Below are 18,281 nucleotides of genomic sequence, written 5' to 3'. Positions count from 1 at the left end.
CGATTGTCAGTTAGAAATTTTTTTCATATTTTAATTCAAACAACACAAACTACCTTTAAAAAGGTGAATCTAATGACATATATTTGTTCTACAGGTGTTGGCATTCCAAAATATGAAATGAACCAACAAGAAATTAAAGAAATGGTTGGAGCGTTATTTCCGTATACAGAAAAACAATTGGCAAGATTGTTACCGGTATTTGACCATGCCGAAATAGCGAAACGACAATTCGTAATAGAAAAGGATTGGTTTAAAACTAACCATACTTTTCAGGAAAAAAATAATTTGTATCAAATTCATGCTTGCGATTATTCCTTAAAGGCGATTGATCATTGCCTAACAAACGAGCAATTCTTAACGGAAACAATCCCGTATGAGGCAGTTGATATGATTATATTTGTATCAAGTACTGGGATCGCTACCCCTTCGCTTGATACCCACATTTTCAATGAACGTCCTTTTCGCGAGGATGTTAAGCGCATGCCATTGTGGGGACTTGGTTGTGCCGGGGGTGCCATTGGATTAGCGCGCGCCTATGACTTTCTTACGGCACATCCAGACAAAACGGTACTTGTTGTTTGTGCAGAATTGTGTAGCTTAACATTTCAAAAAGATGACCATAAGAAGAGTAACCTAGTTGGAACCGCTTTATTTGGTGATGGAGTGGGCGCCGTTTTTATGAGTGGAAAGGATTCTATCTACCGCCTAAAACGCAAAAAAGTATTACCCAAACTAGTTACTACAAGTTCATTTACAAAAAAGAATAGTCTATCTGTAATGGGGTGGGGCATTACAAACAATGGATTGGAAGTCATCTTTTCTAAAAGTATTCCGAATCTCGTACAAACACTTTGGAAAGATCATATGAATGCGTTTTTAAAAAAGGAAAACATAACTGATAACTCCATTCATTCATTTATTGCACATCCAGGTGGTAAGAAAGTGTTAGAGGCAATGGAAGATACTTTACATATTTCTCGTGAACAGTTAGTTCATTCGTATAGTGTGTTACGAAATCATGGAAACATGTCTTCAAGCACAGTCATTTATGTATTAAATGAATGGATGAAAGAGGAGGAAATTAGTCCGAGGGAATTCAGCATTTTATCTGCTTTAGGGCCAGGATTTAGCTCAGAATTATTATTATTGGAGTGGAGCGAATGACGATATGGATGATTTTTTTACTAGGAGCGATTGTGTGTCAGCGTATTTTGGAACTAATGATAGCAAAACGAAATGAAAAGTGGATGAAAGAGAGAGGAGGAGTTGAGAAAGGGAAGAAACATTACAAATGGTTTATCATTCTCCATAGCTTGTTTTTCCTGGCTATTATTTTTGAAGTTGAATTAAATGATATTGCTGGCAAGCGATTAAGTTCCTTTTTGTTTCTGATTTTCATCGCCACTCAATTCGGCCGGGTATGGTGTATCCGAACTTTAGGGAGATTTTGGAATACGAAAATAATCATATTGCCAGGGGTATCCTTGATTAAAAAAGGGCCTTATAAATATATCAAACATCCAAATTATCTAATTGTGTTCATTGAACTGTTGATCATACCACTTATGTTTGATGCTTATTTTACAGCATTTTTATTTCCATTGCTGCACCTTGGTCTCTTGCGGTTACGGATACCACGTGAAGAAAATGCTTTAACAAGGGCGACTTGATTGTTTTTAATTAAAAAACAGAAAAAGCGGTAATCTAACGAAAGATTACCGCTTTTGTATATTGATAAATTATTTTTTAACTACATTGGCCGCTTGAGGTCCGCGTTCGCCTTCTACGATTTCAAAAGTAACTTCTTGTCCTTCTTCTAAAGATTTGAAGCCTTCTTCTTGAATTGCAGAATAATGAACAAATACATCATTTCCGTCTTCAACTTGAATGAAACCATAACCCTTTTCTGCGTTGAACCATTTTACTACTCCGTTTTCCATTGTGATTAATCCTCCTAAAAACTTTCACGCAAAAGCATGTATTTAAACATTCTTTAACACGTGTTAATAATACAAAGCTGGATGAACCGGAAAAAAGGCAGCTCCTATAGAAGCGTAGGATCATAAGTCACATCCACTTCTATAGAAGCTGCCTGTCATTAATGATTCCATACATCTTCTTTGCTTGTCTAAATCATAGCTTATTTTAGGTTCTCCGTCAAGAAATAGCCACCAAAAATCATAACTTTTTAAGTACGTTATGACTATATCTTTTATCAAGAGTTGGGTTATAATGAAAGCGTTTAAAGCAGGAATTACTTAAGGGAGTAATTTGAGAAGGGGTGTTTTTATGAGAATAGATGAGCAACTATCGAAAATAAAGACTTATGTAATGGATCACTTTCAAGATGACACATCAGGACATGATTATTTTCATATGCGGCGTGTAGCCAAAACAGCAAGGATGATCGCGGAACAAGAGTCTGCTGACATTTTCATTTGTGAGGCTGCCGCGTGGCTACATGATATTGGTGATTATAAACTTTTTACTGATCCAAAAAAAGCTTTACATGAATTGGATTTATTTCTCGAATCGATTGGTTTAACAACTTGTAGTATTAAACAGATAAAAACAGCTATGAAAGATGTTTCGTTCAGTAAAGGGAACGTCCCAACGACACTAGAAGGGAAAATTGTTCAAGATGCTGATCGGATTGATGCAATTGGTGCGATTGGAATTGCCAGAACCTTTGCTTATGGTGGGGCGAAGGGGCAGTTTATTTACCATGATACATATAAAGGGAACACTTCCATTCAACACTTTTATGATAAATTATTAACATTAAAAGAATGCATGCATACAAAAACAGCAAGACAAATCGCAAGTGAACGACACAAATTCATGGAAGCATATTTAAAGCAGTTCTTTCGTGAATGGTAAAAACATAAAAAGGCCGATTATAGGAATATGAAACCCTATAACCAGCCTTTAAGATTTAGTCGCTGACAGGTCCTTTTTTTGCTCTTCCAGTTTCCAATAACCAGTAATGCTGGAATATTTCTGTTACTGCAATGAGAATTCCAGTCAAGACTGCTCCCCAAAAGGTGACGGCTGAATTTACGAAGAACATGGCACCGTAATAGACAACAAGTGTCGTGACAATAAAATCCAATCCTGTGCTTAACCAGTTCGTGTTTTCCTTTAGCATTACAACTTCCATAAAATAACCAATAACTGCTAATACAACACCAATAATGATTGGCTGGTACCAATAAGCAAAATTAACATTAGGGAAAATCCACGATGCAAGGATGATACCTATCGGACATACAATTAATTTTACGATGAATCCACTCATTTTAATCCCACCTTTTTGACTTTAATATGCTTAGTATTTGTCATTGTTCAAGGGATTATTATAAAATGAGTGGCAACACAATTAATTGATTCGCTTCGCTCCAATATATTTGGATTCCCAATATGAATTGTTCATTTTACTTATTTCTACTCCACGAGACTCCCCAGCATGAATGAATTCCCCGTCACCTAGATAAATTCCCATATGTGATGGCCCAGGTTTATAGGTTTCAAAGAAGACAAGGTCCCCGATTGATGGATTACCTACAGATTGGGAAAAGTTCCACATATCACCAACTGTTCTTGGTGTTGTGATACCTTGAGTCTGGAACACATATTGAATAAATCCACTACAGTCAAACCCATCCGGTGATTCACCACCCCATACGTAAGGTGTACCAATGTATTGAGTGGCGACTTGGGCTATTTGAGCATTATTGGTTCCTTTTACTTCTACATTCTTCACCTTATGTTCATTGTTTTTGGTAGCAGTCTCAGTTTCTTTTGCCTTTACTTGGTTATTATCGGTTTTTTCATACAATACTGTTAGTTTTTGTTGCGTTATTCCATTTGTAAGTTCTATATCGTGTTCATCCTCGGCAATTTTTAAGGCTTGCATTGTACGTGGTCCAAAAATCCCATCCATTTCTCCCTCATAATAGCCAAAATAATGCAAGGCCTGCTGTACGAGTTTCACATCATTGCTATGCAAACCAGGATAAATCGTTTCTGATAGATCTTTTATTTGTTCCATATACATCGCTTTTTCGGCTTCGATTAATTCATATATTGTCTTAATATCACCTTGCCCTGTTACCGTAATGTCATGTTCTGTTTGAAATTTTTTTAGCGCATGTTCTGTCAAAATTCCAAAGTCACCATCAATATGATCATCATAATAAGCTAACTTATTTAATTTTTGTTGTAATACGCGAACTGTTTCACTATGTTCGCCATATTCTACAAGTTCCGCTTCGATTAATAAATTGTTTTGAAGGACAGGATATGCATCAACATAGGTAGCAAGTGGTTGGCTTAACATGAAGCTATAAAGCACAGATTGTTTCATAACATGTTCAACAGTTCCATTCACAAGAATGTCCCCTTTCATGTTTCATTCCTCTTAAGAGGTTGTTCAAAAAGTCCGGTAAAAATGACACATCGAATTTCTTCGTTAGCGAAAAGGGAACTTCTACTAAGTACGCCCACGTCCTGTGGGCAACGTAGAAGTCAACACTTCCTGTGTAAGCCCGTTCCTCACGAGCTAAGGAACTTTTGCTAAAACCGCCCACGTCCTGTGGGCAACGCAGAAGTCACCACATCCTATGGAAGCCCGTTTCGGTACTCAAAGCTACGCCGCCTTGAACTTTCGACGCACAGGACGTGCTAGTGTCGGCGTTGCTGGCAGGACGCCAGCGTACTTAACCGACGCGGTCCTTTTTATCCTCCTTTTTGAACACGCACTCTTAACAGTTTTATGCGATAATGAATGGTTTATGATCTACTACGGATTACGTTTATGTTACAATGGGTAAAGTGAAACTTCAGTTAACGGAGATTTAATAATACATTGAACTATGTCTATTAGTATCAAAGAGCGGAGGGGATTATATGCTGAAAGATGAACAAGCATATTTAGATTTATGTAAACATGTACTGCAAAATGGAACAAAAAAAGACGATCGTACCAATACGGGAACTTATTCTGTGTTTGGTCATCAAATGCGTTTTGATCTAAGAAATGGGTTTCCACTTTTGACGACAAAAAAAGTTCCCTTTCGCCTTGTAGCAAGTGAATTACTGTGGTTTATTAAAGGAGACACAAACATTCGCTATTTAGTTAAGAATAATAACAATATCTGGAATGAATGGGCATTTAAAAAATGGGTGGAAAGCTCTGAATATACCGGACCAGATATGACGGATTTTGGCAATCGCAGCCAGCAGAACCCAGAATTTAATAAATTATACCGAGAGCAGATGGCCATCTTCAAAGATAATATTATTCATGATGACACATTTGCAAAAAAATACGGTGACCTTGGTTCTGTTTATGGCAAACAATGGCGTGCGTGGAAAACGTCAAAAAATGAAACAATTGATCAATTAAAGCAAGTGATAACATCAATTCAAACAAACCCAGATTCACGTCGTCATATCGTTACGGCTTGGAATCCTGAGGACGTTCCATCAAATATGGCATTACCACCATGCCATACATTGTTCCAATTTTACGTAGCGGATGGAAAACTTTCTTGTCAGTTGTATCAACGAAGTGCGGATATCTTTTTAGGAGTACCATTTAATATCGCAAGCTATGCACTATTAACACACTTGATCGCCCACGAATGTAATCTGGAAGTTGGCGAATTCATTCATACACTCGGTGATGCACACATTTATTCCAATCATGTAGAACAAGTAAACATACAATTGGAAAGAGAAGTAAGGAATCTACCAACAATCAAACTAAATACAGAAAAACAGTCGATTTTTGATTTTGAACTAACGGATTTTGAAATCACGGACTATGATCCACATCCAGCCATTAAAGCACCTATAGCTGTTTGATTGATGAATAAAGGAGGAATTTAACGTTGATCTCATTACTCGTCGCAATGAGCCATAATCAAGTGATTGGATCAGAGAAGGACCTACCATGGCATTTACCAAATGATTTAAAATTTTTTAAAGAACTTACAACAGATCATACGATTATTATGGGCAGAAAAACATTCGAATCGATTGGTAAAGCACTGCCTAAACGGAAAAACATCGTCATTACCAAGCAGAATCCCGACAAATTTCCAGAAGGTGTTCACGTCATTCATGATTTGGATACAGTAGCAAAATGGAAGGATGAAAGTCCAGATGAAGAAATCTTTGTTATTGGTGGGGGAACCATTTTCGAGGAATTAATCGATATTGCTGATCGCATGTATATTACATTTATTGATCATTCCTTTGAAGGAGATACCCGTTTTCCAATTTTCACAATGGAGGAATGGTCATTGACCTCAAGAGTACAAGGAGAAAAGAACGAAAAAAACCCTTATGATTATTACTTTTTACAGTATGATCGAAGGTAGGGGATAATATGAAATGCTGTGGTGTGATTCTATCAGGTGGAAGGTCAACAAGAATGGGGAAAAATAAATCATTGTTACAACTTCATAACAAACCCGTAATTGAACATGTTGCCAAAGAATTAATGAAATGTAGTGATGAGGTCGTGGTTGTAACAAATGAACCCGTTGCATATGAGTTTCTTCATGTACCATTGATCGAAGACAGATATATAAACAAAGGTCCTTTAGCAGGGCTTGAGACAGCTTGCTGCCTGTGACATGCCATTTATAAATCAGTATGTATATGTATATTTAATTGACCAATTAAAACAATTTGATGCTGTTATTCCTGTCTTTGAGAATCAAATTCATCCACTCGCAGGTATTTATCGAAAATCTGTATTGCCTATAATTCAGCAGCAGTTAGCTAATAATAATCGCAAAGTTCGTGGTATTTTTGACCATATTCAAGTAAACTATATCCATCATTTTTCAGCGATTTCACCAGAAACACTGACAAAACATTTTTTTAACATGAATTATCCCTCGCAATATGATCAAGCTAAGAAAGTATAAGTTGTCCTTACAACGGTAATCATGTTAAACTATATACGTTTACGAGCTACATAATTAAATTTATGAACGTTGTGTGTATTTTTTTCGCAAATTATTTCCAAGTTAATAAGAATAGCTTTATAATTAACTACAAAGAGGTGTGCTTATGTTATCAAATATAGGGTTCCCAGGATTGATTTTAATTTTAATTATTGCCTTAGTCATCTTTGGACCGAAAAAACTTCCAGAAATCGGAAAAGCTGCAGGTCATTCATTACGTGAATTTAAAAACTCTGCACGAGAACTTACAAGTGACGTTACTGATGAAGTGAAAGAAACAAAAGAAATAATTAACGGGAAAGAAAACCAATAAAATCATTCGGAGTGATACATTATGTTTAGCAATATCGGTATACCAGGATTAATTTTAATATTGATCGTCGCGTTAGTCATTTTTGGTCCATCAAAGCTACCGGAAATCGGGAAAGCTTTTGGGAGTTCGTTGAAGGAATTTAAAAATGCTACAAAAGATATTGTCTCTGATGATGATAAAGATAAAAACAAATAATACCTAGTATAAGTGAAACATCACTCGGTGTAAGTTTTGCTGCCCGTTCATACGGGATAAAATGGCTATATGAAGGTGTAAGGGCAATAACCTTGCATCTTCTTTTGTGCTTAAGCTCCAGGAAGTGAGAGTGAATCAATGTCTGAAGATCAACAATCTGTTAACACAAATGAAAAAGAAATGAATGTAACCGGACATTTATCAGAATTAAGAAATAGGCTGATCGTTACTGCTGTATTTTTCGTTTTATTTTTTATTTTGGGATTTATTTATGTAAAGGAAATCTATGGATTTTTCGTTAATGATTTGGATTTTTCATTAAATGTTATAAGTCCCGGTGAAATCATCTGGATTTATTTCACGATGGCAGGTCTGGTTGCCGTGGTTGGTACTATCCCGATTTTATTTTTACAAATTTGGCTCTTTATAAAGCCCGGGCTTACACGATCCGAACAAAAAGCCTCATTGGCCTATATTCCAGCAGTATTTTTGTTATTTATCGGCGGGCTAGTATTCGGTTACTTTATTTTTATCAAACTAATTTTACCATTTTTACTTTCGTTGAATGATGGTATGTTTAATGAATTGTTTACCGTAGATAAATATTTTAAATTTTTACTTCGGGTAACAATTCCGTTCGCAGTATTGTTTGAAATACCAATTATTTCCATGTTTTTAACAAGCCTTGGAATTATTACCCCTGATTTTATGCGGAAGACAAGAAAGTATGCCTATTTTGTCCTAATCATTATCGGAGCGATTGTCACACCACCAGATTTTGTTTTACAAATTATTGTGGCTATCCCGTTAATTATTTTATATGAAATAAGCATTCACCTTTCTGGTATCGTCTATCGAAAAAAACTAAAAAAACATCAAGAATTTATGGAGCAGGAGAACTATGATTAGGGGGGAATTGTTCATGCGTTCATTTTACCATTATATGATGACCTTTCGTGGTAAAAAACAACCCGATGATATAAGTCGTCTTGCGGATTGGATTTTTTACGATCATGATTTCCCAAAACATTCAACAGATTACACTGAAATTAGTAACTATCTAGAATGGAATAGTCCATTTACGAATGCATTACAAGCCTTTGATGACGTATGGGAATTATATAAAACACACGAAGACTAAAACTCTGGAGAATATCCAGAGTTTTTTTAGTGCTCTCTTCATAACATTTATTACTTTTTAAATTTCGTAATTGATTATCTGTGACGATGATTGGTACACTACCACTATCACGTAAATGCACTTCGCTGGTATAAAGCGTTTGCGATTTCCAACCTCTATTGCTGGATTAAATAACAAAAATTATTATTCAGTTGATTTCCGTAGTACAGAAATTGTTTAGGCAATTACCTGATGATATCTGGAGAAGGTCAACCAAATTCAATTCAAACTGTCATTAACTAATGGAAGGAATGGAACTCCAAATTAAAAGAATAAAAAGACAAGCTCGATGCTAAATTGGTGTACTTGGAGCAACAGACAAATGCTAAAAGGAAGAAGGAGGAATTTAAACAAACGTTTGATCAAATTTCAGAAAATATCAAACGGTCGCGAAATAAAGTGGTAAAACAGAGACCAAAATAGCGGAGTTAGCAAAACACTTGCCAGATAATATTGCAGATGCTGCTAGTTTTAAAAATTAAATAGATAAGATGGAACCAACATTACAACAACAGCAATACAGTTGGGAAAAAATCAACAAGAAATACCAGCAAACATACGAAACAAGGTTAGAATATTGACTATCGTCTTAAAACATTGGCCAAGCAATTATTGAGTTTCCACGGTCAAACCTCAAGGAATTGAAAAATCAAGTCGACCTAAAACAAACAGAACTACTGTAAAACCATAGGAAGGTTGTCTCCATGTTTCCTTACTGTTCGCCAAAATACGCCATCAAAATTATTAAAAATGTTGTATACTGCGGTTTCCCGGGAAATACACGTTTATTTATTTCCTCGAATCCTTAAAAAGTATATAAAAATTAAGTTTACTACATCCTAAAGTTACTAAAGAAATAATCTTTACTAAATAGAGGGATTCTCTCTTCCCCGAAGCCCGTATACATTCCACTTTCTAGGGTCGGCTGGAGAGTCTATCTTCCCTTAGGGCGAGGAAGGCTTCAACAGCGTTACAATACACGTAAAAAATGCACGGGATTTTTAAGGAATCCACGTGAAGGGAAATTTATGTTTAGTTATTTCCCTTCAAAAACAACAACTTTTAAAAAGTAAGCTATCAATTAGATGGCCTACACTCTTTAAGGGAAAATACGTACAATAATCTAGAAACAACTATGGAAATGAGGGGTAATTATGGCTTTCCCAACCCAACGTCCACCAAATTTACCACCTAATCAAATGAATCAAATGAGACCAAATCCTTTACAACGCACTCCAGTTCATCCAATGTTTTCAAATCGACCGATGATCGGTCAGCAACCACAATCCCGTAATCCGATGCAAAACATAATCGGCCGGCTATTTCAGTCTAAGACGGCACAGCAAGGATCACTGCCAACACGTACAGCAGGGGGGCTCTCAGGTACGTTAAATAATGTTCAGCAAGTTTTAAAAATAGCTCAATCAGCAGCCCCAATGGTGCAACAATACGGACCAATGGTAAAAAACATTCCTACTATGTTTAAAATGTTGAAGGCGTTTAAAGATATTGATAATGAAACAGATGGAGATGTAGAGACGGATTCACCATCAACGGAACAACCTCATGTAACAACACAGAACGAATCCAATAATTCTACGGAACAAACAAAAACAGCCAATCAAAATCGTGGAGAATCAAAACCGAAACTATTTATTTGATAAAATGAGTCGCACAACTTGATTTTTATCCAGAAAGACGAAAAAATAGAAACAAATACAGTTTAGTGGAGGTAATGTAATGGTAGTAAATCAAGAAGTAGCTACTTTTGCTGGTGGATGTTTTTGGTGTATGGTAGAACCGTTTGATAAACGTCCGGGGATTATCAATGTGGTGTCTGGTTATACGGGTGGAACAACGGAAAATCCAACATATGAAGAAGTTTGTTCAAATACAACTGGTCATGTTGAAGCCGTACAAATAACGTACGATCCATCAATCATGACGTATGAGCAGCTTGTTGAAACGTTTTGGCAACAAATAGATCCAACAGATGCTGGTGGACAATTTAATGACCGTGGTGCATCTTATCAAACAGCGATTTTTTATCACAATGAAAAACAAAAAGAAATAGCCGAGTCTTCAAAACAGAAATTAGCTGATAGCGGGAAGTTTACAAAACCAATTGTAACAGAAATTATTCCCGCTAAAGCTTTTTATCCAGCGGAGGACGAGCATCAAGATTATTACAAGACACACGCTTTTCATTATAAAATGTATAAAAAAGGATCAGGGAGGGCTGACTTTATTAAAAATAACTGGACAAAGTCAATTGATAAATCAAAACTAAAAGAACAGTTAACACCAATCCAATATAGTGTTACTCAGGAAAATGGAACGGAGCGACCTTTTCAAAATGAATATTGGAATAATGAAAAAGATGGGATTTATGTTGACATTGTATCTGGAGAGGTTCTGTTCTCATCCCATGATAAATTCGATGCCGGTTGTGGCTGGCCTAGCTTTACGAAGCCAGTTGATCACTATCAAATAAAGGAAAATACAGATACAACACATGGAATGATTCGAACAGAAGTAAGAAGTAAAGAAGGAGATTCCCATTTAGGGCACGTTTTTAATGATGGGCCAAAAGAGCAGGGTGGTTTACGATATTGCATGAATTCAGCTGCCATGCGGTTTATTCCAAAAGAAAAAATGGCTAAAGAAGGATACGAAAAATATCTGTACTTATTTCAGTAAACAACAAGTTGATTATAATATTATTATGTAAACTTAATGACGATAATGGAGTGAGTGAAATGATTCATTTAGATTGGGAAAATAGGGAAACGATCAAGCAAATTAAATGTGTACATGCTGATGCCAAAAAGTTCGTTGTAAATAATAAATTAACCCCTGGAAAAATGTACGATGTTAAAAATGAAACGGATGAGTTTTATTTTATTGTTGATAACAGCGAACGGATTGGTGGCTTTTTAAAAACTTATTTTGAAGAGGTGAAATAACAGGGGAAATACCCTGTTATTTTTTCATGCATAATTTTGCAATTATTTGTCAATAATTAAATGAAAAATGTATCTTACCTAATCAATTAGTGATATAATTGATTTATAATTTTTAATTATTCAATCGTTGAACGTCTGTAAACCTCACACATCCTAAAAAAGGGACTGAACAGTATTGAAAAATATATTTTTGGTTCGTCATTGTTCCGCTGATGGTCAACATAAGGACTCACCACTAACATACAAAGGAATGAGACAAGCACAATTACTTTCAAATTTTTTTAGTGAACAGAAAATTCAGGTTGATAAAATTATTTCCAGTCCATACTTACGAGCAATTGAGAGTATTAAACCATTTGCCGAACAAATAAATACTAGGATAGAAATTAATGAAAATTTAACCGAGCGAATTTTGAGTAATGAACCAATTGATGATTGGCTAGAAGTATTGGAACAATCTTTTGTCGATCTAGACTTTACTTTGCCTGGTGGTGAATCAGGTAATGATGCAATAAGTCGGGCAAACACTGTACTTGACACTGTTTTCGCTGATGATACAGCCTCAAATGTGATTATCGTAAGCCACGGGAATTTAATCACATTACTATTGAAACAATTTGATCAAACGTTTGGATTTGAACAATGGAAAGCACTTAGAAATCCTGATGTTTATTTAATCTGTGAAAAAAACGACAGAAGAAGCGTTGAATGTCTATGGAATTAATAATTAACCCATAGACCAACATTTACCTGTTCATAAATATAAATTAGCCAACATGATTCCTAAACTTTCCTGGTATATCTCAGGGAATTTTTTTATGGACAATGGATTCACCCCACTTCCTAGCTCAATCGTGAACCCTGGTCTTTTAAATTCCTGAATAAACCAGTCTTTATAACCCGCATAACTGTCTAGATACCGTACGGCTGTATATCCGCTTACACGGGCATATTCATCAGCAATGACGGCAGAAATTGGTGGTTCATATCCTTCAAATCCCCAATAAATTTCTTTTCCCTGTGTATGAAAAGCATTTAATCTTGTGAAATCCCGTGTTCTTGCTAAGTCAGCCATCGCAATCGATTCAGGCTCTGATAATGGGTAGGATCCTGGATAATCTCGTGGTTGTGGTGACGTAGGCTTTCGATCTGCTTCTATGTCCCATAAGGCCGGATATTGATTATTAAGGTCAACTCCCTTGATATTTGCTTTCCAATTAGAAAAATCAGCCTGCTGATGATTCAAATTCAAGACAAACTGTTTATAAGATCCAGCTGCATTTGCACCGTTTAATACAAGGTTTACTCCATCAGGGTTAACCATGGGAACAATTGACAAGCTTGTATCAATATACATCGGAAGCATATAAATCCCACGAATTGGTAAATTATTAGTAAGTGATAGTGCATACTGGTTCAAAAACCGCATTATCACCGGGGTGGTAATCCATTCGTTCGCATGAAATGAACCATCTATGTGAATTTGTTTGTCACCAATTCCAAGTTGCAATTCGACTAGATCTTTTCCCATTACCGAATGGCCGATTGTCTGTTTAGCAATAAATGGGTAAACGTCAATTAATTGTTCCAAATCTTGACGCATTTTTTCGTATGTATAATGATTTACATCCTGTACAATGTAGTCCTGTAATCGTCCTGGTATGTAAATCTGCTGTCCAACTAGTAAACTGTATTGATTTACAAATGGGTTTACTAAAAACAATGCATCCATTGGAATATTTCGGTTAATAGCTATTTTCCATAATGTGTCACCATTTTGGATTGTATAGTTACTTAATGTATAACCAGGAATGTTCACACGTTGTCCAACAGGTAAATTGGTTGCATCAAGTCCCGGGTTTGATGTTTCGATCAGTACTAGTGGAATATCGAATAGTTGACTAAAATACCAAAAAGAATCCTTGTTCCGAATTGTTACTTTCATTTGTAAGCACCCCTTATTATTGATTGAACGTTTCATATCCGTATATTCACAAAAAAATGCCCCCTATGAAACATTATGATTGTACTGTTGAAAAAATGAATTATTGTGCCGAAATGCTTGAAAGAAACAGGGTTGTTCGGTACTATAAATAATATACAAATTTACTAAAAAACGGATTTGTACAATATATGCTAGAAACAAAACGGTAGAAGGAGGAGTTTTGCTTGGCTTTTGTTATTACATCACCTTGTAAAAATGAAAAATCAGGGGAATGTGTGGAAGTATGTCCGGTTGATTGTATAGAAGAAGGTAAAGATATGTTTTATATTGATCCTGACATCTGTATTGACTGTGGAGCCTGTGAAGCAGTATGTCCGGTAGAAGCGATTTATATGGAAGATGAGGTACCGGAAGAAGAAAATGAATATATCGAATTAAACCGAAAATTTTATGAAGACCGATAAACAGAGGCCGCTACTTAATGATAGCGGCTTTAACTATTGAATTATCTAATAGAGAAAGAATCAAAATCCTTGGTTGTCATTTGCGATGTTTCTAGTTGTACATCATCAACACGAATATACCGATTAAATCCAGATTTAAGTATGTCTACGTAATGATTCACCTGGCTTTCCTCTCCAACAACTTCCAACTCCACCGATCCGTCAAACTTATTTTGTACCCACCCAACTAGTTGGTGTTCTAGTGCTGACTGCTTCGCTGAATATCTAAATCCAACACCTTGTACACGTCCACTTACGATAATATGTGCAAACAAAACAACGCCATCTCCTTACCTTACACTGCTTTATCTTTCTATTTAACCTTAAAACAATAATTTAAACATGAAAAGAAATATAGCTTAAACTAGCGTCACTTTCCATAATTTTAAAAAAACCAGCCCATAAAATAAGTATTCAATTTTTAAACCATCAAGGGATCTGCGCAAGTTTTTCCTATAAAAATAAAAATTGGAATAAAAGGGGTGTGAAAATATAAATAATATGGAATGCTTTATAAAAGAATGACTAGAAAAGACAATTTTATACCAACTTATTAACCATACAGTAGTAATAATTTTCTAGCTAAAGTATGGCAGAAAAATGACATTGTGATCGTTGTCACACTAATTTGAAAGTCTATTGTTATACAATTTTATCCATGATATTCTTAGAAATATCAACAGTGAATTTGACGAATTTTGTCGATGTAATTGCAGCTATATTTTAATTCTAACAAAGGAGTGAAGCCTATATGTCAGGTCCAGCTTTAAAACATACGGATAGCCATTCCGCCATTCACGAAGCGGCATTACATGAAGCTGCGGAGTTAACTGAATTACTTGATCGCCTTGTTAAGGATGAACATTTTGATAAAGCGTTGGAAGTTGCCTTTGTCGTAGTGGAACACTGGGAAAACCGAACACTTCGACATGCGGATTCAGAGGAAGAAGGATTATATAAGGAATTAGTTGAAACAACACCAGATTTGAAGGAATCGATTATTGAATTGACACGTGATCACAATCTTTTACGACTTTTGGTAAAGGAAATTAGAACGATGTTAAATAAGGATGGTATAAGTGATGATGTCGTTCAACGATTTCAAGCACTCATTTTGGTTGACCAACTTCATAATCAAGCAGAAGAGAAAATATTACTGAATCATTGATCATAAATCAGACAGCGTTTGGAGGTGAAAATCCTTGGAACAAGAGGGAAAGAAATTAGAGAATGAACAGCCAATACGGATATTATTTCCGAAGCTATACGAATATATCGAAACAGAATTGGAAAATTTGCATGTTCATCCTTACGATATTCAAGCAAACATAGCAGAAGAGGGATCTGAATATCGAATTCTTATCCATTTTGGTGATGGATTTGCTCATACGAAGTCACAATTATTCACTTTGGAAGCGATAAATCAATTAGATACTCAAATCACCGAATTTATCAAAGAACTCGGTGAGAAATGTAAAGAAGTAATGATTGCCGATTACTTTAAAATGATGAAAATATAATTAGGAAATCGGTTTAGGTGTCCCGTGATATTTTTGATAAAGAATAGGCTACTAAAGAAATTATCTTTCTAGGTGACCTTAATAGAAAGGAAGAATTGGGATGTTTTCATTTGAGGAAGATGCTAATTTTGTTCAAGATCGCGAAGACTTGATTGCTGTGCTTAAGATGAGGTTTGGATATGTGCCTTCTGGTGTTATCGACGCCATTTATAAAATAAGTAATATGGACTCATTGGAACGGTTGATATTAGTTGCTGCAAATGCACCAACAATAAAAATTTTCCTTGAAGAATTAGAAGAAGGTTCAGGTAGTTTTCGTATTTTAAGAGAACGCTTTAATCCAATTAATTCATTAAATGAAGAGGGTGGTAAGAAGTGAATAAAAATAAAAACAAGCTACTTGGATCATTAAAACATATCAATCACGGGAAGCGAATTAATGACGGATGGACAGAAGAAAGCCCCCGCCCACGAAACTGGGAAGATATGTACCGCAGACGATGACAGCATGATAAAATCGTTCGTTCCACACATGGGGTCAATTGTACTGGTTCATGTAGTTGGAAAATCTATGTTAAGGATGGAATTATCACATCCGAAACACAACAAACTGACTATCCAAGTACTGGCGATGATTTCCCTGAATATGAACCTAGAGGATGTCCAAGGGGTGCAAGTTTTTCCTGGTATACATACAGTCCAATCAGGGTGAAGTACCCATACGTTCGTGGCGATTTATATGAACTTTGGATAAATGAACGTGACCAAGGATATGATCCAGTTGAAGCTTAGGAAAACATTGTAAGTGATCCTGAAAAACGCGCAAAATATGTCAGTGCCCGAGGAAAAGGCGGATTTGTCCGGGCAACATGGAAAGATATGTGTGAAATCATTGCAAGTTCCTCTATTCACACAATTAAAAAATATGGTCCTGACCGTATTGCTGGTTTCAGTCCAATACCAGCAATGTCAATGATAAGTTAAATTGATTAAATACCGTCAATAAAAAGAACTGGAGGATTAAGAAGCTAATTCCCCAGTTCTTTTTCTATTAGTTTAGGATTTCAAATGTTTTTCAGGGATAATTGATGACAAATTGGTTGAAACTAGAAAATGTATTGACTGACTGATAAAAGGAGCGAATATCGATGGCAGAGAATAATAGGATGCCACAATTTCCCGAGCCCTGTTGGCGTGATTCCGTTAACCTCCCAACATTTCCAAAACTAAAGGAATCGATCAATGTTGATGTAGGTATTGTCGGTGGGGGAATCGTCGGAATTACAGCAGCATATTTATTAGCAAAGCAAAACATGAAAGTAGCTTTACTTGATGCAGGTGTTCTTTTAAATGGGACAACTGGCCATACAACAGCTAAAATAACAGCTCAGCATGGACTTATCTACGATGAATTCATCCAGCATTTTGGGACAGAAAAAACTGCTTTATATTACCAAGCTTGTATCGAAGCCAAAAAACTAATTGAAGAAAACATAAAAGAGCATGATATCTCCTGTGATTATAAAACGGAAGATGCCTATATCTTTACAAATTCCAACTCCTATTTATCTCAACTAGAAGCCGAAAAAAAAGCGTATGATCAACTTGATATACCTAGCGAGTTAACGGATAACATTCCTTTAAACATTCCAATTAAATCGGCATTAATCATGAAGGATCAGGCACAATTTCATCCGTTAAAATACTTAAAGGTACTAGTGGAAGAAGCGAAGAAAAATGGTGTGGAAATTTATGAACAAACCACTGCGGTTGATGTTGAATATAACAAACACCCTGCAATCGTGACGCGAGATGGCCATCGTGTTACATGCCGATATGTAATAGAGGCATCACATTATCCATTTTATGACGGCCAAGGGTTTTACCCAACTCGTATGTACCCTGAACGAGCCTATGTGATTGCCATTAAAGCTCCACAAAAATTTCCTGGCGGCATGTATATTAATGCCGAATCACCGACGCGCTCAGTACGAAATGTTAATGTTAATGGTGAAGACCTGTGGCTAATTGTAGGTGAGAATCATAAAACTGGTCAAGGCAAGTCAACAATGGATCATTACCAGGCATTAGCTGATTACGCAGAAACCCATTTTGGTATATCCGAATATGTTTATCGCTGGTCGACACAGGATCTAACCACTTTGGATAAAGTTCCTTATATCGGACCAGTCACAGAAAAACAAGATTCTGTCCTTGTCGCTACAGGTTTTCGTAAATGGGGGATGACAAATGGTACCATTGCCGCGAAAATTATTAGGGACCTGATTGTCAAGGGAGAAAGTCCATATGAAAAACTATATTCACCATCACGCTTTCAAGCTGATCCTGCCATTCGCAAATTCACAAGCACAAATGCTGATGTTGCAAAACATCTGATTAAAGGTAAGCTTGAATATACCAACGATAATATCAAAGACCTGGAACCTGATGAAGCAACCGTCACCCGTATAAATGGTCAGCGTACAGGCGTATATAAGGATATGGATAATAATCTATATGCTGTTGATACTACATGTAAACATTTGGGCTGTGAAGTCAATTGGAATTCGGGTGATCGTTCATGGGATTGTCCTTGCCACGGATCAAGGTATTCCTATACTGGTGAAGTAATTGAAGGACCAGCCAAAGAATCATTAAATAAAATTGAACTAGAATAGT

General features: G+C 36.1%; 23 protein-coding genes and 2 pseudogenes. 20 read left to right on the top strand and 5 right to left on the bottom strand.

The annotated features are described in order from the left end of the window. Nucleotides 1–72 precede the first annotated feature (72 nt). Both ACW2QC_RS02920 and ACW2QC_RS02915 read left to right on the top strand, forming a co-directional pair. Nucleotides 73–1,164: a type III polyketide synthase gene (locus ACW2QC_RS02920; RefSeq protein ID WP_457542478.1), complete on the top strand. Its 1,092-nt coding sequence runs from the start codon at nt 73–75 to the stop codon at nt 1,162–1,164. Continuing rightward, complete coding sequence (locus ACW2QC_RS02915; RefSeq protein WP_457542477.1) at nt 1,161–1,670, top strand: isoprenylcysteine carboxyl methyltransferase family protein; 510 nt, start codon at nt 1,161–1,163, stop codon at nt 1,668–1,670. The genes ACW2QC_RS02920 and ACW2QC_RS02915 overlap by 4 nt, the downstream gene beginning before the upstream one ends. Nucleotides 1,671–1,739: 69 nt before the next feature. Here ACW2QC_RS02915 and ACW2QC_RS02910 read toward each other — a convergent pair whose 3' ends face one another. Then, a complete protein-coding gene (locus ACW2QC_RS02910; protein ID WP_106497448.1) occupies nt 1,740–1,940 on the bottom strand; it encodes a cold-shock protein in 201 nt (66 codons plus the stop codon). A gap of 349 nt (nt 1,941–2,289) precedes the next feature. Here ACW2QC_RS02910 and ACW2QC_RS02905 point away from each other — a divergent pair, with 349 nt between their 5' ends. After that, nucleotides 2,290–2,880: an HD domain-containing protein gene (locus ACW2QC_RS02905; RefSeq protein WP_457542476.1), complete on the top strand. Its 591-nt coding sequence runs from the start codon at nt 2,290–2,292 to the stop codon at nt 2,878–2,880. A gap of 55 nt (nt 2,881–2,935) precedes the next feature. Here the strand turns inward: ACW2QC_RS02905 and ACW2QC_RS02900 are convergent, their stop codons facing one another. Together ACW2QC_RS02900 and ACW2QC_RS02895 are read right to left on the bottom strand one after the other, a co-directional pair. Beyond that, nucleotides 2,936–3,298, bottom strand: coding sequence for a DUF2512 family protein (locus tag ACW2QC_RS02900; protein WP_457542475.1), 363 nt, complete (start codon nt 3,296–3,298; stop codon nt 2,936–2,938). A gap of 81 nt (nt 3,299–3,379) precedes the next feature. Beyond that, nucleotides 3,380–4,408: a C40 family peptidase gene (locus ACW2QC_RS02895; protein WP_457542474.1), complete on the bottom strand. Its 1,029-nt coding sequence runs from the start codon at nt 4,406–4,408 to the stop codon at nt 3,380–3,382. Nucleotides 4,409–4,908: 500 nt separating this feature from the next. Here ACW2QC_RS02895 and ACW2QC_RS02890 point away from each other — a divergent pair, with 500 nt between their 5' ends. The 11 genes and pseudogenes from ACW2QC_RS02890 (at nt 4,909) to ACW2QC_RS02840 (ending at nt 12,358) form a co-directional block, all read left to right on the top strand. Next, complete coding sequence (locus ACW2QC_RS02890; protein ID WP_457542473.1) at nt 4,909–5,868, top strand: thymidylate synthase; 960 nt, start codon at nt 4,909–4,911, stop codon at nt 5,866–5,868. 26 nt (nt 5,869–5,894) lie between these two features. After that, entirely contained in the window at nt 5,895–6,386 is a 492-nt protein-coding gene (locus ACW2QC_RS02885) for a dihydrofolate reductase (RefSeq protein ID WP_457542472.1), read from the top strand. A gap of 8 nt (nt 6,387–6,394) precedes the next feature. Further along, nucleotides 6,395–6,941, top strand: a pseudogene (mobA, locus tag ACW2QC_RS02880) (molybdenum cofactor guanylyltransferase). A gap of 145 nt (nt 6,942–7,086) precedes the next feature. Beyond that, nucleotides 7,087–7,293 carry a twin-arginine translocase TatA/TatE family subunit gene (locus tag ACW2QC_RS02875; RefSeq protein ID WP_106497455.1) on the top strand — a complete coding sequence of 69 codons (207 nt, stop codon included), beginning with the start codon at nt 7,087–7,089 and terminating at the stop codon, nt 7,291–7,293. 21 nt (nt 7,294–7,314) lie between these two features. After that, complete coding sequence (locus ACW2QC_RS02870) at nt 7,315–7,488, top strand: twin-arginine translocase TatA/TatE family subunit (RefSeq protein WP_106497456.1); 174 nt, start codon at nt 7,315–7,317, stop codon at nt 7,486–7,488. Nucleotides 7,489–7,626: 138 nt separating this feature from the next. Next, a complete protein-coding gene (tatC, locus tag ACW2QC_RS02865) occupies nt 7,627–8,397 on the top strand; it encodes a twin-arginine translocase subunit TatC (RefSeq protein ID WP_457542471.1) in 771 nt (256 codons plus the stop codon). Between the two features lie 13 nt (nt 8,398–8,410). Then, nucleotides 8,411–8,629, top strand: a complete 219-nt coding sequence (locus tag ACW2QC_RS02860; RefSeq protein WP_457542470.1) for a YozE family protein — start codon at nt 8,411–8,413, stop codon at nt 8,627–8,629. A 1,193-nt stretch (nt 8,630–9,822) separates the two neighbouring features. Continuing rightward, entirely contained in the window at nt 9,823–10,329 is a 507-nt protein-coding gene (gene vrrA, locus ACW2QC_RS02855) for a VrrA/YqfQ family protein (RefSeq protein ID WP_457542469.1), read from the top strand. Nucleotides 10,330–10,408: 79 nt separating this feature from the next. Further along, complete coding sequence (msrB, locus tag ACW2QC_RS02850; RefSeq protein ID WP_457542468.1) at nt 10,409–11,368, top strand: peptide-methionine (R)-S-oxide reductase MsrB; 960 nt, start codon at nt 10,409–10,411, stop codon at nt 11,366–11,368. Between the two features lie 59 nt (nt 11,369–11,427). Then, complete coding sequence (locus tag ACW2QC_RS02845) at nt 11,428–11,634, top strand: DUF6501 family protein (protein WP_457542467.1); 207 nt, start codon at nt 11,428–11,430, stop codon at nt 11,632–11,634. A 175-nt stretch (nt 11,635–11,809) separates the two neighbouring features. Beyond that, nucleotides 11,810–12,358, top strand: a complete 549-nt coding sequence (locus ACW2QC_RS02840) for a histidine phosphatase family protein (protein ID WP_457542466.1) — start codon at nt 11,810–11,812, stop codon at nt 12,356–12,358. A 30-nt stretch (nt 12,359–12,388) separates the two neighbouring features. Here the strand turns inward: ACW2QC_RS02840 and ACW2QC_RS02835 are convergent, their stop codons facing one another. Beyond that, nucleotides 12,389–13,579: a M14 family metallopeptidase gene (locus ACW2QC_RS02835; protein ID WP_457542465.1), complete on the bottom strand. Its 1,191-nt coding sequence runs from the start codon at nt 13,577–13,579 to the stop codon at nt 12,389–12,391. Nucleotides 13,580–13,803: 224 nt separating this feature from the next. On the opposite strand from ACW2QC_RS02835, the gene ACW2QC_RS02830 reads away from it, so the two are divergent. After that, entirely contained in the window at nt 13,804–14,043 is a 240-nt protein-coding gene (locus tag ACW2QC_RS02830) for a DUF362 domain-containing protein (protein WP_106497462.1), read from the top strand. A gap of 41 nt (nt 14,044–14,084) precedes the next feature. Here the strand turns inward: ACW2QC_RS02830 and ACW2QC_RS02825 are convergent, their stop codons facing one another. After that, the gene (locus ACW2QC_RS02825; RefSeq protein WP_457542464.1) at nt 14,085–14,357 is read right to left on the bottom strand and encodes an acylphosphatase; all 273 of its coding nucleotides are present in this window, start codon (nt 14,355–14,357) and stop codon (nt 14,085–14,087) included. A 476-nt stretch (nt 14,358–14,833) separates the two neighbouring features. On the opposite strand from ACW2QC_RS02825, the gene ACW2QC_RS02820 reads away from it, so the two are divergent. The 5 genes and pseudogenes from ACW2QC_RS02820 to ACW2QC_RS02800 all read left to right on the top strand — a co-directional run bounded on the left by ACW2QC_RS02820 (nt 14,834) and on the right by ACW2QC_RS02800 (nt 18,280). Beyond that, complete coding sequence (locus ACW2QC_RS02820; RefSeq protein WP_457542463.1) at nt 14,834–15,250, top strand: hemerythrin domain-containing protein; 417 nt, start codon at nt 14,834–14,836, stop codon at nt 15,248–15,250. 34 nt (nt 15,251–15,284) lie between these two features. After that, nucleotides 15,285–15,602 carry a hypothetical protein gene (locus ACW2QC_RS02815; RefSeq protein WP_457542462.1) on the top strand — a complete coding sequence of 106 codons (318 nt, stop codon included), beginning with the start codon at nt 15,285–15,287 and terminating at the stop codon, nt 15,600–15,602. 100 nt (nt 15,603–15,702) lie between these two features. After that, the gene (locus tag ACW2QC_RS02810) at nt 15,703–15,981 is read left to right on the top strand and encodes a hypothetical protein (protein ID WP_457542461.1); all 279 of its coding nucleotides are present in this window, start codon (nt 15,703–15,705) and stop codon (nt 15,979–15,981) included. Further along, nucleotides 15,978–16,583: pseudogene (locus ACW2QC_RS02805) on the top strand (molybdopterin-dependent oxidoreductase); the annotation flags it as partial. The gene ACW2QC_RS02810 and the pseudogene ACW2QC_RS02805, both read left to right, overlap by 4 nt. A 167-nt stretch (nt 16,584–16,750) precedes the next feature. Continuing rightward, a complete protein-coding gene (locus ACW2QC_RS02800) occupies nt 16,751–18,280 on the top strand; it encodes an FAD-dependent oxidoreductase (RefSeq protein ID WP_457542460.1) in 1,530 nt (509 codons plus the stop codon). Nucleotide 18,281 lies beyond the last annotated feature (1 nt).

It is taken from the genome of Virgibacillus sp. FSP13 (assembly GCF_054048505.1).
Note: the sequence above shows the minus strand (reverse complement) of the source record. Positions and strands in the feature narration are given on the sequence as shown.

What these genes read in the sequence shown, in the direction of transcription:
- msrB (WP_457542468.1), top strand. Translation starts at nt 10,409, where the DNA reads ATGGTAGTAAATCAAGAAGTAGCTACTTTTGCTGGTGGATGTTTTTGG.
- ACW2QC_RS02920 (WP_457542478.1), top strand. Translation starts at nt 73, where the DNA reads ATGACATATATTTGTTCTACAGGTGTTGGCATTCCAAAATATGAAATG.
- ACW2QC_RS02910 (WP_106497448.1), bottom strand. Translation starts at nt 1,940, where the DNA reads ATGGAAAACGGAGTAGTAAAATGGTTCAACGCAGAAAAGGGTTATGGT.
- tatC (WP_457542471.1), top strand. Translation starts at nt 7,627, where the DNA reads ATGTCTGAAGATCAACAATCTGTTAACACAAATGAAAAAGAAATGAAT.
- ACW2QC_RS02875 (WP_106497455.1), top strand. Translation starts at nt 7,087, where the DNA reads ATGTTATCAAATATAGGGTTCCCAGGATTGATTTTAATTTTAATTATT.
- ACW2QC_RS02895 (WP_457542474.1), bottom strand. Translation starts at nt 4,408, where the DNA reads ATGAAAGGGGACATTCTTGTGAATGGAACTGTTGAACATGTTATGAAA.
- ACW2QC_RS02845 (WP_457542467.1), top strand. Translation starts at nt 11,428, where the DNA reads ATGATTCATTTAGATTGGGAAAATAGGGAAACGATCAAGCAAATTAAA.
- ACW2QC_RS02810 (WP_457542461.1), top strand. Translation starts at nt 15,703, where the DNA reads ATGTTTTCATTTGAGGAAGATGCTAATTTTGTTCAAGATCGCGAAGAC.
- ACW2QC_RS02905 (WP_457542476.1), top strand. Translation starts at nt 2,290, where the DNA reads ATGAGAATAGATGAGCAACTATCGAAAATAAAGACTTATGTAATGGAT.
- ACW2QC_RS02820 (WP_457542463.1), top strand. Translation starts at nt 14,834, where the DNA reads ATGTCAGGTCCAGCTTTAAAACATACGGATAGCCATTCCGCCATTCAC.
- ACW2QC_RS02800 (WP_457542460.1), top strand. Translation starts at nt 16,751, where the DNA reads ATGGCAGAGAATAATAGGATGCCACAATTTCCCGAGCCCTGTTGGCGT.
- ACW2QC_RS02835 (WP_457542465.1), bottom strand. Translation starts at nt 13,579, where the DNA reads ATGAAAGTAACAATTCGGAACAAGGATTCTTTTTGGTATTTTAGTCAA.
- vrrA (WP_457542469.1), top strand. Translation starts at nt 9,823, where the DNA reads ATGGCTTTCCCAACCCAACGTCCACCAAATTTACCACCTAATCAAATG.
- ACW2QC_RS02870 (WP_106497456.1), top strand. Translation starts at nt 7,315, where the DNA reads ATGTTTAGCAATATCGGTATACCAGGATTAATTTTAATATTGATCGTC.
- ACW2QC_RS02860 (WP_457542470.1), top strand. Translation starts at nt 8,411, where the DNA reads ATGCGTTCATTTTACCATTATATGATGACCTTTCGTGGTAAAAAACAA.
- ACW2QC_RS02890 (WP_457542473.1), top strand. Translation starts at nt 4,909, where the DNA reads ATGCTGAAAGATGAACAAGCATATTTAGATTTATGTAAACATGTACTG.
- ACW2QC_RS02900 (WP_457542475.1), bottom strand. Translation starts at nt 3,298, where the DNA reads ATGAGTGGATTCATCGTAAAATTAATTGTATGTCCGATAGGTATCATC.
- ACW2QC_RS02915 (WP_457542477.1), top strand. Translation starts at nt 1,161, where the DNA reads ATGACGATATGGATGATTTTTTTACTAGGAGCGATTGTGTGTCAGCGT.